At 63.2% G+C, this 16,572-nt stretch carries 15 protein-coding genes; 8 read left to right on the top strand and 7 right to left on the bottom strand.

What is annotated here, in order from left to right; genetic code table 11:
• Positions 1 to 79 precede the first annotated feature (79 nt).
• Positions 80 to 400 (top strand): DUF3579 domain-containing protein, encoded by a 321-nt coding sequence (locus ACP26O_RS13130; protein WP_006762342.1) that lies wholly within the window; start codon positions 80 to 82, stop codon positions 398 to 400.
• A 144-nt stretch (positions 401 to 544) separates the two neighbouring features.
• Here ACP26O_RS13130 and rpsT read toward each other — a convergent pair whose 3' ends face one another.
• Positions 545 to 817, bottom strand: coding sequence for a 30S ribosomal protein S20 (gene rpsT / locus ACP26O_RS13125; protein WP_006482211.1), 273 nt, complete (start codon positions 815 to 817; stop codon positions 545 to 547).
• A 259-nt stretch (positions 818 to 1,076) separates the two neighbouring features.
• On the opposite strand from rpsT, the gene murJ reads away from it, so the two are divergent.
• The gene (murJ, locus tag ACP26O_RS13120; protein WP_425100844.1) at positions 1,077 to 2,672 is read left to right on the top strand and encodes a murein biosynthesis integral membrane protein MurJ; all 1,596 of its coding nucleotides are present in this window, start codon (positions 1,077 to 1,079) and stop codon (positions 2,670 to 2,672) included.
• 8 nt (positions 2,673 to 2,680) lie between these two features.
• Positions 2,681 to 3,523, top strand: coding sequence for a SirB1 family protein (locus ACP26O_RS13115; protein ID WP_175665461.1), 843 nt, complete (start codon positions 2,681 to 2,683; stop codon positions 3,521 to 3,523).
• Between the two features lie 82 nt (positions 3,524 to 3,605).
• Here the strand turns inward: ACP26O_RS13115 and ACP26O_RS13110 are convergent, their stop codons facing one another.
• From ACP26O_RS13110 to lpxK, 5 genes are all read right to left on the bottom strand, one after another.
• On the bottom strand, positions 3,606 to 4,364 hold the full coding sequence (locus ACP26O_RS13110) for an SDR family NAD(P)-dependent oxidoreductase (RefSeq protein WP_175665462.1): 759 nt from the start codon (positions 4,362 to 4,364) through the stop codon (positions 3,606 to 3,608).
• A gap of 179 nt (positions 4,365 to 4,543) precedes the next feature.
• Entirely contained in the window at positions 4,544 to 5,206 is a 663-nt protein-coding gene (gene adk / locus ACP26O_RS13105; protein WP_006750937.1) for an adenylate kinase, read from the bottom strand.
• Between the two features lie 207 nt (positions 5,207 to 5,413).
• The gene (gene kdsB / locus ACP26O_RS13100) at positions 5,414 to 6,205 is read right to left on the bottom strand and encodes a 3-deoxy-manno-octulosonate cytidylyltransferase (RefSeq protein WP_175660306.1); all 792 of its coding nucleotides are present in this window, start codon (positions 6,203 to 6,205) and stop codon (positions 5,414 to 5,416) included.
• Between the two features lie 121 nt (positions 6,206 to 6,326).
• Positions 6,327 to 6,530 carry a Trm112 family protein gene (locus ACP26O_RS13095; RefSeq protein ID WP_006750935.1) on the bottom strand — a complete coding sequence of 68 codons (204 nt, stop codon included), beginning with the start codon at positions 6,528 to 6,530 and terminating at the stop codon, positions 6,327 to 6,329.
• On the bottom strand, positions 6,511 to 7,539 hold the full coding sequence (gene lpxK / locus ACP26O_RS13090; RefSeq protein WP_175665463.1) for a tetraacyldisaccharide 4'-kinase: 1,029 nt from the start codon (positions 7,537 to 7,539) through the stop codon (positions 6,511 to 6,513). The genes ACP26O_RS13095 and lpxK overlap by 20 nt, the downstream gene beginning before the upstream one ends.
• 450 nt (positions 7,540 to 7,989) lie before the next feature.
• Between lpxK and xseA the strand changes: the two genes are divergently transcribed.
• From xseA to ACP26O_RS13065, 5 genes are all read left to right on the top strand, one after another.
• Positions 7,990 to 9,372, top strand: coding sequence for an exodeoxyribonuclease VII large subunit (gene xseA, locus ACP26O_RS13085; RefSeq protein ID WP_105832510.1), 1,383 nt, complete (start codon positions 7,990 to 7,992; stop codon positions 9,370 to 9,372).
• Positions 9,373 to 9,613: 241 nt separating this feature from the next.
• Positions 9,614 to 10,192 (top strand): superoxide dismutase [Fe], encoded by a 579-nt coding sequence (gene sodB / locus ACP26O_RS13080; protein ID WP_014896247.1) that lies wholly within the window; start codon positions 9,614 to 9,616, stop codon positions 10,190 to 10,192.
• 444 nt (positions 10,193 to 10,636) lie between these two features.
• Complete coding sequence (locus ACP26O_RS13075) at positions 10,637 to 12,946, top strand: restriction endonuclease (protein ID WP_176307997.1); 2,310 nt, start codon at positions 10,637 to 10,639, stop codon at positions 12,944 to 12,946.
• A gap of 191 nt (positions 12,947 to 13,137) precedes the next feature.
• Positions 13,138 to 14,094: a TniQ family protein gene (locus ACP26O_RS13070; protein WP_426356247.1), complete on the top strand. Its 957-nt coding sequence runs from the start codon at positions 13,138 to 13,140 to the stop codon at positions 14,092 to 14,094.
• Positions 14,095 to 14,476: 382 nt separating this feature from the next.
• Positions 14,477 to 15,472, top strand: coding sequence for a hypothetical protein (locus ACP26O_RS13065; protein WP_426356246.1), 996 nt, complete (start codon positions 14,477 to 14,479; stop codon positions 15,470 to 15,472).
• On the opposite strand, the gene ACP26O_RS13060 is transcribed toward ACP26O_RS13065, so the two are convergent.
• A complete protein-coding gene (locus ACP26O_RS13060) occupies positions 15,386 to 16,510 on the bottom strand; it encodes a hypothetical protein (protein ID WP_426356245.1) in 1,125 nt (374 codons plus the stop codon). The two genes, ACP26O_RS13065 and ACP26O_RS13060, sit on opposite strands and share 87 nt — an antisense overlap.
• Positions 16,511 to 16,572: the final 62 nt, after the last annotated feature.

The following is a 16,572-nucleotide window of genomic DNA, read 5'->3' as shown; positions in this document are numbered from 1 at the left end:
TGTCGTCCACTCCAGCTTTGTGTTCGCGTATCCAGGCGCCGTCGCCTGGACATCGCCGGGCCGTCACTTGGGTAACCACATGGCTGAAACCCCTCCGACCGAATTCTTCATCCAGGGCATCACGAAAGACGGGAAAAAGTTTCGCCCGAGCGACTGGTCGGAGCGTCTGGCCGGCGTGATGGCCTGCTTCGGGCCCGGCGCGAGCGGCCCGAACGCGCGCCTGAAATATTCGCTGTACGTGCGCCCGACGATGCTCGGCGACCTGAAATGCGTGATCCTCGATTCCCGGCTGCGCGACATCGAGCCGATGGCGTTCGATTTCGTGCTGAATTTCGCGAAGGACAACAACCTCGTCGTCACCGAGGCGTGCGAGCTGCCGGACTACAACGAGAAGAAGTGAGATCGACGGGCGGGCGCGCATGGCGCGCCCGCGTCTGGTGGTCGTCCGGCGCGATGCGCGGACGACACGCAAAAAAGCCCGCCTAGGCGGGCTTTTTTGCGATCGCAGGAAACAGGAACGCCCGCCGAAGCGGGCGCACCAGATTTACGCTGCTGCCTGCAGGCCCTTGACGGCCGCGGCGAGGCGGCTCTTGCTGCGAGCGGCCTTGTTCTTGTGAACGATCTTCTTGTCGGCGATCGTGTCGATCGTCTTCACGGCAGCCTTGAACAGCTCGGCAGCCTTTGCCTGGTCGCCGGCTTCAACAGCCTTGCGAACCGACTTGATCGCGGTACGGAATTTCGAGCGCAGCGCCGAGTTGTGCGAATTTGCCTTCGCGGCTTGGCGGGCGCGCTTGCGTGCTTGTGCGGAGTTAGCCATGACGGTTCCTTATCCTGTCCTGTTTCCAGAGCTTGGAGCCTGACGGCCAAGCGCTGCTTTTCGATCCGTCCCCTGAGAACGATTGCCCAGGGGCGCATAAAAAACGGTGAGTTTAACCGAGGCCGAGACATGAAAACGACAGCTGCCGTGCATGTAACAGGCTCAGAAACCGGCAATTATAGCAACAAAATCAAGCGCGTGGCAAGTTCAACGTGACGCCCGCCGGGCGGGGCCGCCGGCGACGCACGTCCTTTTCGGCATCCGTCCGTGCCGGGACACGCAACGTCCGTATAATAAGCGCCCCATGAATCTATTCCGAGCCCTGCTGACGGTCAGCGGCTTCACGCTGCTGTCGCGCGTGACCGGACTGGCCCGCGAGACGCTGATCGCCCGTGCGTTCGGCGCCAGTCAATACACCGACGCGTTCTACGTCGCCTTCCGTATTCCGAACCTGCTGCGCCGCCTGTCTGCCGAAGGCGCGTTCTCGCAGGCGTTCGTGCCGATCCTGGCCGAGTTCAAGAACCAGCAGGGGCACGATGCGACCAAGGCGCTCGTCGACGCGATGTCGACCGTCCTCGCGTGGGCGCTCGCCGTGCTGTCGGTTCTCGGGATCGTCGGCGCGTCGTGGGTCGTGTTCGCGGTTGCGTCCGGCCTGCGTACCGACGGGCAGGCGTTCCCGCTCGCGGTCACGATGACGCAGATCATGTTCCCGTACATCGTGTTCATCTCGCTGACGACGCTCGCGTCCGGCGTGCTCAACACCTACAAGAGCTTCTCGCTGCCCGCGTTCGCGCCGGTGCTGCTCAACGTCGCGTTCATCGCCGCGGCCGTGTTCGTCGCGCCGCATCTGAAGGTGCCGGTGTACGCGCTCGCGTGGGCCGTCATCGTGGGCGGCGTGCTGCAGTTCCTCGTGCAGCTGCCGGGGCTGAAGAAGATCGACATGGTGCCGCTGATCGGCATCAACCCGCTGCGCGCGCTGCGCCACCCGGGCGTGAAGCGCGTGCTCGCGAAGATGGTGCCCGCGACGTTCGCGGTGTCGGTCGCACAGCTGTCGCTGATCATCAACACCAACATCGCGTCGCGGCTCGGGCAGGGCGCGGTGTCGTGGATCAACTATGCCGACCGGCTGATGGAATTCCCGACGGCGCTGCTCGGCGTCGCGCTCGGCACGATCCTGCTGCCGAGCCTGTCGAAGGCGCACGTCGACGCCGATACGAACGAGTATTCGTCGCTGCTCGACTGGGGGCTGCGCGTCACGTTCCTGCTCGCGGCTCCGAGCGCGCTCGCGCTGTTCTTCTTCGCGACGCCGCTCACCGCGACGCTGTTCAACTACGGCAAGTTCGACGCGCATACCGTCACGATGGTCGCCCGCGCGCTCGCGACCTACGGGATCGGCCTCGTCGGCATCATCCTGATCAAGATCCTCGCGCCGGGCTTCTATGCGAAGCAGGACATCAAGACGCCGGTGAAGATCGCGGTCGGCGTGCTGATCATCACGCAGCTGTCGAACTACGTGTTCGTGCCGCTGATCGGTCATGCGGGCCTCACGCTGAGCATCGGCGTCGGCGCGTGCCTGAACTCGCTGCTGCTGTTCCTCGGGCTGCGCAAGCGCGGCATCTATCAGCCGTCGCCGGGCTGGCCGCGTTTCTTCGTGCAGCTCGTCGGCGCGGCGCTCGTGCTCGCGGGGCTGATGCATTGGTGCGCGATCAGCTTCGACTGGACCGGCATGCGCGCGCAGCCGCTCGATCGCATCGCGCTGATGGCCGCGTGCCTCGTGCTGTTCGCTGCACTATATTTCGGTATGTTGTGGGTAATGGGCTTCAAATACGCTTACTTCAGAAGGCGCGCCAAGTGACGACCGCAATGACCCGCGTCCTCGACTACTTCAGCACGCTCGTGGCGGACGACGACAGCCTGCCCGTCACGGAGACCGCGCTGTCGCTCGCACAGGACGCCTATCCCGACCTCGACCTGCAGGGCACGCTGGCCGAACTCGACATGCTGGCCGCGCGGCTGCGCCGCCGGCTCGCCGACGATGCGAGCCTGAAGGAGCGCGTCGCGGCGCTCAACGAATTCTTCTTTCGCGAACTTGGCTTCGCGTGCAATCACAACGATTACTACGACCCCGATAACAGCCACCTGAACGCGGTGCTGAAGCGCCGGCGCGGGATTCCGATCTCGCTGTCGGTGCTGTACCTCGAGCTCGCCGAGCAGATCGGCGTGCCGGCGCGCGGCGTGTCGTTCCCCGGCCATTTCCTGCTGCGCGTGACGCTGCCGGACGGCGACCTGATCATCGATCCGACCAATGGCCATTCGCTGTCCGAAGCCGAGATGGTCGAGATGCTCGAGCCGTACGTCGCGCGTGCGGCGGGCGCGGTCGACAGCGCGTTGCGCGCGTTGCTGCAGCCGGCCACGAGCCGCGAGATCATCGCGCGGATGCTGCGCAACCTGAAGACGATCTATCTGCAGACGGAACGCTGGCAGCGGCTGCTCGCGGTGCAGCAGCGGCTCGTGATTCTGCTGCCGCAGCAGCTCGACGAGGTGCGCGACCGCGGCTTCGCGTATGCACGGCTCGACTACCTGCGCCCCGCGCTCGAGGATCTCGAGCAGTATCTCGGCGAGCGGCCCGATGCGGACGACGCAACCGTCGTCGAATCGCAGGTGACGGAATTGCGGCAGCGGATGCAGCGCGACGACGAGGACTGAGCCGCTGGCGCGGCCCGGCGTCGGGAGCCTTGAACAACAAAACGCCCGCATTGCGGGCGTTTTTGTTTGCAGTTGTTTGCATTTACTTCGGCTGCATCCGGATCGCGCCGTCGAGGCGGATCACCTCGCCGTTGAGCATCGGGTTCTCGACGATCTGGCGCACCAGCATCGCGTATTCGTCCGGTTTGCCGAGCCGCGGCGGGAACGGGACCATCGCGCCGAGCGCGTCCTGCACGTCCTTCGGCATGCCGAGCAGCATCGGCGTCTCGAACAGCCCCGGCGCGATCGTCATCACGCGGATGCCTTGGCGCGCCAGGTCGCGCGCGATCGGCAGCGTCATGCCCGCGACGCCGGCCTTTGACGCCGCGTACGCGGCCTGGCCGATCTGGCCGTCGTAGGCGGCGACCGACGCGGTGCTGACGATCACGCCGCGCTCGCCGCCGTCGTTCGGCGTGGTCGCGGCCATCGCGGCGGCCGCGAGCCGGATCATGTTGAAGGTGCCGACCAGATTCACGTTGATCGTCTTCGCGAACACGTCGAGCGGATGCGCGCCGTCCTTGCCGACGGTTTTCGCGGCGGGCGCGATGCCCGCGCAGTTCACGAGGCCGCGCAGCGGGCCCGCGCGCGTCGCGGCGTCCACAGCTGCCTGCGCATCGGCCTCGCTCGATACGTCGCAGCGCACGAATGTGCCGCCCAGTTCGTTCGCGAGCGCCGTGCCGGCCGCTTCATTGAGGTCGGCGAGCACGACCTTGCCGCCGGCCTGCGCGAGCATGCGCGCCGTGCCGGCGCCGAGGCCCGATGCGCCGCCCGTGATCAGAAAGACGTTGCCGCGAATCTCCATCACTGTCTCCTTGGTTGGGTCCGATGCCGGTCGGCACCTGCGTCCGGTCGATTGTACGAGGCGCCGCGGGGCGCAGGAGCGACCGGCACGCTCGTGCGCATCCCCGTCAGTCGAAGCGGATCAAGCAGACGAAAAAAAACCGCCCGGAAAGGGCGGCTTGCGGGTGCGCGACGCTGTGCTTACTTCAGTGCGTCAAACGCGCGCTCGCGGATTTCATCGACGGTGCCGAGACCCGAGATCTTGCGATACTGCGGGGCCTTCAGGCCGTTTTCCTCGCCGCGCTGCGCCCAGTCGCCGTAGTACGTGATCAGCGGCTTGGTCTGCGCTTCGTACACTTCGAGACGCTTCTTGACGGTTTCTTCCTTGTCGTCGTCGCGCTGGATCAGCGGTTCGCCCGTCACGTCGTCCTTGCCCTCGACCTTCGGCGGGTTGAACTTCACGTGGTACGTGCGGCCCGATGCCGGGTGCGTGCGGCGGCCGCTCATGCGCTCGACGATTTCCGAGAACGGAACGTCGATTTCGAGCACGTAGTCGATCGCGACGCCGGCGTCCTTCATCGCGTCAGCCTGCGCGATCGTGCGCGGGAAGCCGTCGAACAGGTAGCCGTTCGCGCAGTCGGCGTCTTTCAGGCGCTCCTTCACGAGGCCGATGATCAGCGCGTCCGGCACGAGCTTGCCGGCGTCCATGTAGCCCTTCGCCTCGACGCCGAGCGGCGAGCCCGCCTTGACGGCCGCGCGCAGCATGTCGCCCGTCGAGATTTGCGGGATGCCGAACTTTTCCTTGATGAAGTTTGCCTGGGTGCCCTTTCCCGCGCCGGGCGCGCCCAACAGGATCAAACGCATGGTGATATCTCCAGAATGTAGATTCGTATGGCGAGACGCGAAAGTGTCGGCGACAGCGTGCGCGGCGCTTGCCTGGCGCGCGGCGGACCGGTCTGACGCGGCGCGTCGGCTAAAAGCGACGCGCGGCTGCCGGGACAGGCCGTGGCGGGTCAAGCGAGAACGCGCGGGTCGCGGACGGCTCGCACAATCGCCCGATTATGCCACGGGTTATTTTGAACCCGGACGAAAAAGGGCCTGCACGCGTGCGAGATCGGCCGGCGTGTCGATGCCGGCTTCGGGCGCGTGCTCGGTAATCAGCACGGCAATGCGCTCGCCGTGCCACATCGCGCGCAGCTGTTCGAGCTGCTCAGCCTGCTCGACGGGCGCCTGCGCGAGCGACGGATAAGTGCGCAGGAAACGCACGCGATACGCGTAGAGGCCGATGTGGCGATGGACCGGAAAGGCCGGCGCAGGCATGGCCGCGACGTCGGGCCAGTGCGGCTGATACGCGTCGCGGCTCCACGGAATCGGCGCACGCGAGAAGTACATCGCGACGTTGCGCGCGTCGAGCGCGACCTTCACGACGTTCGGGTTGAACACGTCGGCCGCGTCGTGGATCGGGTGCGCGGCGGTCGCGATCGCGCAGTCCGGATGCGCGGCGAGGTGCGACGCTACGTCGCGCACGAGCACCGGGTCGATCAGCGGTTCGTCGCCCTGTACGTTGACGACGACGGTGTCGTCGCTCCATCCGAACGTCGCTGCGACTTCCGCGAGCCGGTCGGTGCCGGACGGATGGTCGGCGCGCGTCAGCACCGCTTCGAAACCGTGATCGCGTGCCGCGTCGAGCACGCTCTGCGCGTCGGACGCGACGAGCACCTGCTGCGCACCCGCTTCGCGCGCGCGCTCGGCGACGCGCACGACCATCGGCTTGCCGCCGAGATCGGCGAGTGGCTTGTTCGGCAGGCGCGTCGACGCGAGCCGGGCAGGAATGACGGCGATGAAGGGCTGCGGATGAGTCATCGGGGCTGGGCGGTGAGAAGGGCTGGGGCGGGCGACGCGTCGAAAGCAAGTTGCCCGGCAGGGTTCGGCACGCGGCCGCGGCGAATCGCGGCGGCCGCGTGCCGGTGCAGCGGCGCGGCGTTCAGCTGCCGGCCGGGCCGGCGGGGTCGACCGGCGTGCCTTCGACGGTCTGGCGTGCCTCATCGACGAGCATCACGGGGATGCCGTCGCGGATCGGGTAGGCGAGCTTGTCCGCGTTGCAGATCAGCTCCTGCGCGGCGCGGTCATAGTGGAGCGGGCCTTTGCAGATAGGGCACACAAGGATTTCAAGCAGGCGAGCGTCCACGGAGTTTCTCCACAACGAGGGCAATGAGGCGAGGATCGAGCGCGGCTTCGACGGGGACGACCCACAGCCGAGCGTCGCGCCAGGAAGCGCCCAATTTTACTGCATCCTTCTCGGTGATCAGGATGGCGTCGACTGCGTCGTCGACGAACGGATTGTCGGCGAACGCGTAATGGTCGGGCAGCGCGCGCGTCGCCGGCGCGAGGCCGGCCGCGCGCAGCGTCGCGAAGAAGCGTTCCGGCGCGCCGATGCCGGCCGCGGCGAGCACGCGCTCGTGCGCGAACTGCGACAGCGGGCGGCGCAGCGCCGGCTGGTCGATGTGCCACGCGGCGCCCGGCGTCAGCGCGAGCGCGTAGGTGTCGGGCCACGGCGGCAGCGCGCCGCTGTACGGATCGTTGACGAGCGTCGCGTCGCGGTGGCGCGACAGCGGCTCGCGCAGCGGGCCGGCCGGCAGCAGGAAGCCGTTGCCGCCGAGCCGGTGGTCGAACACGACGAGCTCGACCGTGCGCGCGAGGCGGTAGTGCTGCAGGCCGTCGTCGCTCACGATCACGTCGACGTCCGGGTGCGCGGCGCGCAGCGCCTGGGCGGCCGCGACGCGGTCGGGACACACCCACACGGGCGCATCGGTGCGGCGCGCGATCAGCAGCGGTTCGTCGCCGGCGGCGCTCGCGCGCGACGCGGGCGTGACCGCGGTGGGTGTCTTCACGTTCGCGCCGTAGCCGCGCGACACGACGCCCGGCGTGAACCCGGCCGCGCGCAGCGCATCGACGAGCGCGATCACGGTCGGCGTCTTGCCGGTGCCGCCGACGGTCACGTTGCCGACCACGACGACGGGCACGCCGACGTCGACCGGTTGCTTCCAGCCCTGTGCGTAGGCGGTACGGCGCAGCGCCGCGCACAGGCCGAACACGCACGCGAACGGCGTGAGCGCCCACGCGAGTGCGCCGCGTCGCTGCCATTCGCGCGTGACGCGCGCTTCGAGCCGCGCGAGCGGGCCGCCGGGCGCGCTCATCGGGCCGGGCGCGGCGTGTCGTGCGCCGCGGCGTGGGACGGATTCGTCAAGACGGATTCTCCGTTGCGCGGCGCATGCCGCAAGGTCTTCGGAAGGCGGCACTCTAGCGCGCCGCACGCGGGCGCGGCAAGCGCGGCCGGGCGACGCACCCGACGGGGTCGGATCGTCGCGCGCTGTGGATAACTCTGTGAAGAACTCCCGGCCTGTTCGCGCCAAACGCCCGCCGGGCGGACATCGAATCGGTCGAGAATGGATTCGTAAGGTTTAAAAATATATAAAAATCAACGTGTTGCGGGCAATTGTCTGGATTTTTGTGCGGTTTTCAAGTGTTTTTGGCGGACGATTGCCAGCATGTGGACACATTTCGCGCATCGCGGCGCGCACGGTCGGCGCTGGACGTCGGGCGCGTGTCGGACTATCGTGTCGCCGCCAGCATTCATTCGACCGCCCATGCTTTCCGACTCTCCTTTTTCCGTTCCCGGCGCCACCCGCGGCGGCGACGAAGTGATTCCCGTTTCGGCGCTCAATCGCGCGATTTCGACGATGCTCGAGCGCTCGTTTCCGCTGCTGTGGATTTCGGGCGAAGTGTCGAATTTCACGCGCGCCGCGAGCGGTCACTGGTATTTCTCGATCAAGGACGGGCAGGCGCAGATGCGCTGCGTGATGTTCCGCGGTCGCGCGCAGTATGCGGAATTCACGCCGCGCGAAGGCGACCGGATCGAGGTGCGCGCGGTCGTCACGATGTACGAGCCGCGCGGCGAAGTGCAGCTCAATGTCGAGGCCGTGCGGCGCACCGGGCAAGGGCGGCTGTACGAGGCGTTCCTGCGGCTCAAGGCGCAGCTCGAGGCCGAAGGCCTGTTCGCGCCCGAGCGCAAGCGGCCGCTGCCGGCGCATCCGCGCGGGATCGGCATCGTCACGTCGCTGCAGGCCGCCGCGCTGCGCGACGTGCTGACCACGCTCGCGCGCCGCGCGCCGCACATCCCGGTGATCGTCTATCCGGCGCCCGTGCAGGGCGCGGGCTCGGCCGAGAAGCTCGTCGCGGCCGTGCAGGCCGCGAACGCGCGGCGCGAGGTCGACGTGCTGCTGGTCTGCCGCGGCGGCGGGTCGATCGAGGATCTGTGGTCGTTCAACGATGAAGCGCTCGCGCGCGCGATCGCCGCGAGCGAACTGCCGGTCGTCAGCGGCGTCGGCCACGAAACCGATTTCACGATCGCGGACTTCGCGGCCGATCTGCGCGCGCCGACGCCGACCGGCGCGGCCGAACTCGCGAGTCCGCAGCGCGCGTTGCTGTTGCGCGAGGTCGCCGACCGGCAGCGCGCGCTCGCGCGCTGCCTGGAACGCGGGCTCGAGCAGCGTGCGCAGCAGCTCGACTGGCTCGCACGCCGGCTCGTCAGCCCGGCCGAACGGCTGCGCCGGCAGCGCACCCACGTCGAACAACTGGCGGTGCGGCTCGCGTCGGCGGCGTCGCGGCCGGTGCGCGACGCGCGTGCGCGTTTCGCGCTCGCGCAGCTGCGCTGGCAGCGCGCGCGGCCCGATCCGACGCAGGCACGCCATGCGCTCGCAGGGCTGTCGCAGCGTCTCACCGTGGCGTTGCAGCGCCGTCACGAGCGCGACACCGCGCGGGTATCGGCCTGCGCGGCGCGGCTCGAGGTGCTGAGCCCGCAGCGCACGCTCGAGCGCGGCTACGCGGCGCTGATCGACGCGCAGACCGGCCGCGCGGTGCGCGCGCCGAGCGCGCTGAAGCCGCAGCGCCGCCTGACCGTGCATCTCGCCGAAGGCTCGGCCGACGTGTCGCTGGCCGACGTGCAGCCGCGGCTGACCGATTCGATCTGACGAGGACGGCGTAAGGGAAGCGAAGCTCGCGCGCCCGGCGTACCGGATTGACCGGTCGCGCCGCGCGCGGGAACGGATGCTGCGCCTCGTCGTCTCGTCCTGCCGGATGAAGCGCCAACGGCGATTTTCTGCATACCGCGGATAAATGCCCGTGAGTTTGCGGGGATATTCGGACTCGCCTACAATCGGACGCTCGGCAGCATCCAATACAGCCCCCTACATACTCAACGAAGGAATCGCCATGGCTCATACGCTCCCGCCGCTCCCGTACGCTGAAGACGCACTCGCGCCGACCATCTCGAAAGAGACGATCGAGTACCACTACGGCAAGCATCACCAGGCTTATGTGACGAACCTGAACAATCTGATCCCCGGCACGGAATTCGAAAACCTGTCGCTGGAAGAGATCGTGAAGAAGTCGTCGGGCGGCATCTTCAACAACGCCGCGCAAATCTGGAACCACACGTTCTTCTGGAACAGCCTGTCGCCGAACGGCGGCGGCGCACCGTCGGGCGCGCTGGGCGACGCGATCAACGCGAAGTGGGGTTCGTACGACGCGTTCAAGGAAGCGTTCTCGAAGGCAGCGGTCGGCACGTTCGGTTCGGGCTGGGCATGGCTCGTGAAGAAGGCCGACGGTTCGCTCGACATCGTGTCGACGAGCAACGCCGCAACGCCGCTGACGACGGCCGACAAGGCGCTGCTGACGATCGACGTGTGGGAACACGCGTACTACATCGACTACCGCAACGCACGTCCGAAGTTCGTCGAAGCATTCTGGAACATCGTGAACTGGGACTTCGCAGCGAAGAACTTCGCGTAAGTCCACGTGTTGTTCCGTCACAATAAAGTTTGGAAACGGCAACAAAGTTTGGAAAGTTGACGGGGTGACCCGCAACAAACTTTGGAAATCGTAACCGATATGAAGGCCCTCCGTCGCGAGGGCCTTTTTCTTCCCAAATGTTCGAGAGTGTCGTTTCCCGGCTCAACGCGGTCGCTCGGGCCGCGCAGTCACGGCCGGCACCCCTCCTATGCCTCTAGCCGTGCCGCGACGTCAGTGATACGTTTGCCGCACGTCGGTATTGCGTTAGGCGCGCAGAGGGATAGAGGCAGAAGATCTCTTGGGTCGAGTCGTAGGCCACTAGCATTTATGTCGCAGCCGAGCGGCACCGCGTGCGGGCCGAGGCGGCGAAGTGCCACGCGCGGTTCCTACGCGCCTAGGCGTAGCCATGGCGGGACGTCAATACAACAACATCTGAGAAGAAGAATGGCCGCGTACGATTTCCACCAGTTGTCCCCTCACGACCTGGAGTTGCTTGCCCGTGACCTGCTGCAAGCGGAGTGGGGCGTCAGCATCGAAGACTTCAAGCCCGGCAAGGACCGTGGCATAGATTTGCGTTGTGCCGGCGCAGCGACGAGCACTATTGTCCAAGTCAAGCACTATGTTCGTACGGGGCTAGCCGGGCTGCTGCGCGACCTCAAGAAGGAGGCCGCCAAAGTGCGACGGCTCAAACCAGGGCGCTACGTGCTAGTCGCCTCCGTGCCGTTGTCCGCCCAGAACAAAGATGAAATCGTTGCCATCATCGGTGCGCAATACCTGAAGGTCGAGGATGTCTTCGGTCAGGAAGCTCTGAATAACCTGCTCGGCAAGCACCCGGACGTGGAGAAGCAGCATTTCAAGCTCTGGCTCGCGAGCAAGGCCGTGCTGGACAAGGTGCTGCACAACGCCGAAGTGACGCGGAGTCAGTTCAAAGCTCAGCGCGTGTATAACGACGCGCGTCGCTATGTGCAGAACGAAGCTTTTCCTGCCGCAAGCAAGAGCCTACGCGAACAAGGGGTTGTCATCATCGCCGGGCCGCCCGGCATCGGAAAGACCACGCTCGCCGACCTGCTGCTGTACCAACATCTTGAGCTGGGCTATCAGGCGGTCGTCATCCAGCACGGCATCGAGGAAGGCTTGACGCTGGCGCAAGCCGGCGTCAAACAGATTTTCTACTACGACGATTTCCTGGGCGCCACATTTGCTGGCGAGCAGAAGTCGTCGCGCGCCGGAGCGTGGGATCGCGCGTTCCTGGAGTTCGTTGACCTGGTCCGCGCTCGCCCGGAGGCACGGCTGATTCTGACCACGCGCGAGCATGTGTACTCGCAAGCCGTCGAACGCTCCGAACGATTGCGCCACGCTGGGCTAGAGGATCTGCGGATCCACGTGCATCTGGGCAGTTATACCAAGGTCCAGCGAGCCAAGATTCTCTACAATCATTTGTATTTCAGTGAGCTGCCGGCGGCATATCAGGACGAGTTGCTGCGCGGGGAGTTCTACCAGACCATCGTCCGACACGACAAGTTCAGCCCGCGGCTGATCGAATGGCTGGCTACCTACCGACGGGTGCGCAAGGTGCCGCTCGATCAGTATCAGGCTTTTGTGTCTGGTCTGCTCAAGGACCCGTCGGAGATCTGGATTCACGCCTACCAGCACGAAATCAGTGATGCGGCACGCTCGTTTTTGCTGGCACTTTATTCGCTCGGCGTGGAGGCACACATGGCACGCGTACGGGAGGCGTTTGGCCCCCTGCACGCCGAGCGCGCGCGCCGGTACAAGTTTCCCTCGCGGCCTGAAGATTTTTCGACGGCCCTGCGTGAACTCGACGGCGCGTTCATCAAGCCCAGTAGCAGCCATGCGATCACGGTCCTCGATCCATCGGTATTGGACTTGATGAACCGGGTGGTCAGCGACGCGCCCGACAATGTGCGGGACATTCTGGCGAGCGCAGTGTCATTTGATCAGGTAGAGCGCCTGTTGAATATTGCTGCGTGGGCGGCAGGCGCTGACGCCCTTGCCGCAGCGGTGCGCGACAGCTTCGCCAGTCACTTGCCACGCCTAGTTGCGCTTGTTATCGCGGAGCGGCGAGTTGCCGACCAGACAGGCCTGGTGAGATACCACGGCTCCTCGTACGAAGTTCGCTTGGAGGCCTTTGCACGTCGGCATGCGCTGCTACCGGACGACGCCTTGGCAACCGTGCTGCAAGCCATTATCCAGAAGCTCCGTGTCGAATGGGAATCGGAATGGGCAGACGTGGAAGAGACGACGGATGCTGTGCGCGCGCTGCTGGGACTACCGACGTCGCTGCAACCACTTGCCAGCACGATGATTCCGCTACTGTGTCGAGAGATCATCTGCACCATCGAGGGCCACGAGCGGTGCATATCGCGAGAGTTGTATCTCGTCGGGGAGCTGCTGCCTTTGCTCGGTGAGCACGGCGGGACGGTCCGCGCTGCTCTTCAGAGCGCCGCGAATCAGTACCTTTTAGCGTGGTACCGGGACGAGCTGTTGGAATGCAGTACCGTCGACGAATTCGAATCGATGTTCGTACATGTCAAATCGTTCTCCAAGCAGCTCTCGCTCGATGCCACCCACGTGTGCGAACAACTTGAGCAGAAGCGGGACGAGGCGGCGTATAGCGAAGACCGTTACCAAGACGAAGCTAACGATGCCTGGCGCGAGCAGCGTTACGCGTGGCAGGCCGAAGACACTGTCATCGGTGCCATGTTCGATTCCCTCAAGGACGATCGTGCATAACCGCTGCCCGGCCACGCTACCGGGAACAGCATGTGAGATTCAGTCGGTGCTTGGTATGGGAGAGGTGGGGTTGGAGGTCGAGGCGCACGGGATACTGCGGAATTTAATGAACGGAAGCGATCACGAGCGCCGGCTTGTCGTCGACGTTTTGAGACGACTCAAGGTGCTGCGTGACACCTGGAGATCTGCTGATGATTCCTGTACGTGACCGGCCCTTGTTTGTACCTACGATCCCCGATGGGGCGACCTTCTTTTCACTTGTTGCTGTTACGCATGCTCTGTCGGGCAATATGTCGAAATCCGTAACGAGCTTCCAGTTGTTCGACTGCGCGACTCCGTTTCCTGCATCGCCCTTCGCGCAGTGCCTTTACCGTGCACAAGTAAAAGGATGTATCCCAAAGAGCAACTCGTTGCTTGAGCGTGGAACGCTATTCGGCTTCTATTCATCGGCAATGTCGACGCAACAGGCGCACGAGTGGCGACTGACGATACGGCCGAAGCGGTTTCAAGGACGTAACACGAGGAGTTTCATCCCGACTTCTGTTCAGAGGCACTTGGCCAAGTACGGCATGTATTGCTGTACAGCGTGCATGGAAGTGGATGTGGGCAAGTATGGTCTAGCGTATTGGCATACGATCCACCAGGTTCCGGGCATACATCATTGCCCAATCCACGGCCTTCCTCTCTTAGGAGCCTGTAACGCTTGCGGGCGAAGTCAGGGGTCTGACAGTGACTGGCATCTCCCTCAACCGAGTTGCCCGCACTGCGGGAATGATCATTTCGACTCGCGGCCTGCCATCCTGACGCGTGGATATCAGCGTCACTTGGGCTTAACTTCTGAGCTCTTTTTGAGTAACCGCTGGGCGATATCGCCTACTCGGCGGATGGTGTTGTACCGTCGAGCATTTGCGACGGAGCGGAAGCGTTATCCGGAACGCATAATTCGATCGCTGCTGAGGGATTGGGAGTGCACGTCATTGCGTCAACTTTCGAATTTCGTTGGGGCTGAGATTACACCCACATTCTTGGAGCGAGCGATAACAGGCAATGACGGTGGTGTGAATCCTATTGGACATCTGGTGCTGGTGGCGTTGGCGCGGTCTCGCTTGACCGGCGGGGATCATTTTGCTGAGGACTGCATGCATTGATCGATATGAACCATGGCCCAATGAGCGCCACACTGGAGACACTCTCATGCAAATCCGACGCGAGCTGGGCAATCCTCTATGCGCTAAACCGGCGGGAGGCACGCACGCGCTATCGAGAAGTCGAGCTGTCGATTAAGAAGTCGGGGGAGAAAAGAAGTGGGGGGCGATTCCTCGGGTATGGGACTACGCGGGCTTGGACCCCGAAATTGGCCGACATCGCCGCCAATTGATCCTGCTGCAGTGCGCGCTGAGCTTCAAGCAGGGAACACATATGTAAAGGCCGTTCGACGCGGCGCATTACTCGCACTAGCGGAGATGACAACGTGGCACAATCGTCGAAGCGCCAGCTTACACAAACAATTTAAACGAACCGGGGTATCTCATGTCAGGAAATTCTGCGTTTTTCTTCGATGCTACACGAAGTGTGGCCGACGAAATAGGTGAAATGTTCAACTTCAATTGGGCAAGCTACCTCGGACTGCGCGAGCTATGGTGGCAGGTACGTGCATATAAAGACACGTTTTCGTCTCTCGGGATGGCTGACGTCGAAAGGAGATTCCTGAGCGGGATGAAGCTCCCCGGAGGGCTAGACCTTAAGAAAACCATATTGGATAAAAGCTGGGAATCGCATGAAAGCGAGTTTGCGAAGGCGATTTTGTTCGAGGCTTGCACGATTTACGAATGCTGGCTGGAAGAGGTTTGCTCCATCGCCTTTAGTAAGAAGGCTGCCGATGTAGCGGCGACGCAATTGCAGTTTCCGCTCGGGAGTCTGGGCAGAGATGGAAATCCGAACGATTACACGCTGGCGATAGCAAAGGCGAACAACGGAGCCAACCTTTCTCTCTTGATGAAAAGAGAGTTCCTCCCAAATTTGGAAGCGCATGGGCTTAATTGCTATGGTGATTTGAATGTCTATCTGATGGTCTATCGATTCTTCAAAGAATGCCGCAACTCATACATTCACTCGAGCGGACTGGCAAACAAGAAGCTGGTAGATACTTATGAGGCGATCAAAAATCTTCCCAGCTGGCCCAACCTACCGTTCAATCATCAACTCCAGTTTCCTGAGCCGGTTAAGGGGCAGAAAATTATCCTGCTGCTAGAAGACTGCAAGTTGTTTGCGACATTGGTGCATCGCATGATCGTTACTCTCGATGCGGCGTTGTGCGTCACCAAGCGATCACAGATGTGGCTCAAGCGTTCTCTTGAGGAGTACATCGCTGCTCAACCAAAGAACAAGTGGAAAAATCTTTCGCCAAATTTGGCAAAGCGACAGGCGGCGGTAAAAGGACTATTGAAGAGTATCAAAATGCCCAAGCCTTTGAGTGTCACGCCAATCGAAGCGTGGCTGCGCGATCACAAAAGCCTTGGTTTCTGATCTTACGCGGACGAACCGGGAGAATCGCCAACTGTGGTCAAGGGCTTTTGCCGCCGGCAGAAAGTGCCTCCATGCTTGCAAGAGAACCCAATCCAGATGCTGGACTTCCTGGCCAGTGAGCGTCACCCGCACGCTACCCGCGAGAAGAGTGTAACGGTCAGGGGTACCATTCGGCCAAACATATGGCCTCTGATGTTTTGCAGGGCCAAGTAGCGAAACCCACCGAGCCCACGCAATCAGCGTGCGGGCATCGACGGCGAAGGTAATTCCGCTGAGGTCATGTCGAGCAAAGCTGAATAGAGCGCTGAGGTTCGATGACTCCTCGTCGGGGAGGATGAGATCCAACCGCAAACTGATATTTTCGATAGCGCGCTGATTTCCTAGCTCCCAAACATACTCCGATTTAAACTGCGACGGATACAGTCGTGACGGGAAAGCAGGAGTGCAGAAGCGCCTTGTACGCTCCGGTCCGAAAAAGCGATTGACAATTGCGGGTCGATCCCGGAGCAACTGATCAAGCTGATCCGAATCCCACACCTCCGCCTCGATGTCGACTTCTCGGAGCCGCTCAACGCCTTCGGCCCAACGTAACATGGCGTTGGTGTCTTCCCCAAGACGGCAGGCAAGGAAAAGTATGAATTTGGACGTCGTTTTGACGCGCTTATCGCGCAAAAAGCGATCGACCCACGGCGTCACGTCGGACGGGTAGACCTGCTTTACCCGTTTTGATTGGGCTACGAGATGCCGGGCAGAATCTGTACGAATTGCCAGAATGTCAATACCGTGCTGGTTTTGTCCTTCTCGGCCGTATAACCACGCTTGGCTAATGCGTAACTCCGGGTCGTCGTTCAGGATGTGAGTGCATAACGCCTCGAACCTCGGCCAGGGAATCTGGCCGTAGGGAAGATGTTCGATCGGCAGATCGTCAACAACGACGTCGACAGTCGATTGTTCTTCAAAAAGATTGTCAACCGGAATCTCGATGCGCTCCTCTGTTCCGTTTGCAGAGTCTGCATGGTGTTTTTCGTCGTGATTCATATATTGTCTGTTCAAGATCGGCTACTGCTGACCCCTTGGGGCGACATCCGGCCAGTTGCTGG

This window comes from Burkholderia sp. R-40 (assembly GCF_049942845.1).
In the GTDB taxonomy this organism is placed as follows: Bacteria; Pseudomonadota; Gammaproteobacteria; order Burkholderiales; family Burkholderiaceae; genus Burkholderia; species Burkholderia ambifaria.
Note: the sequence above shows the minus strand (reverse complement) of the source record. Positions and strands in the feature narration are given on the sequence as shown.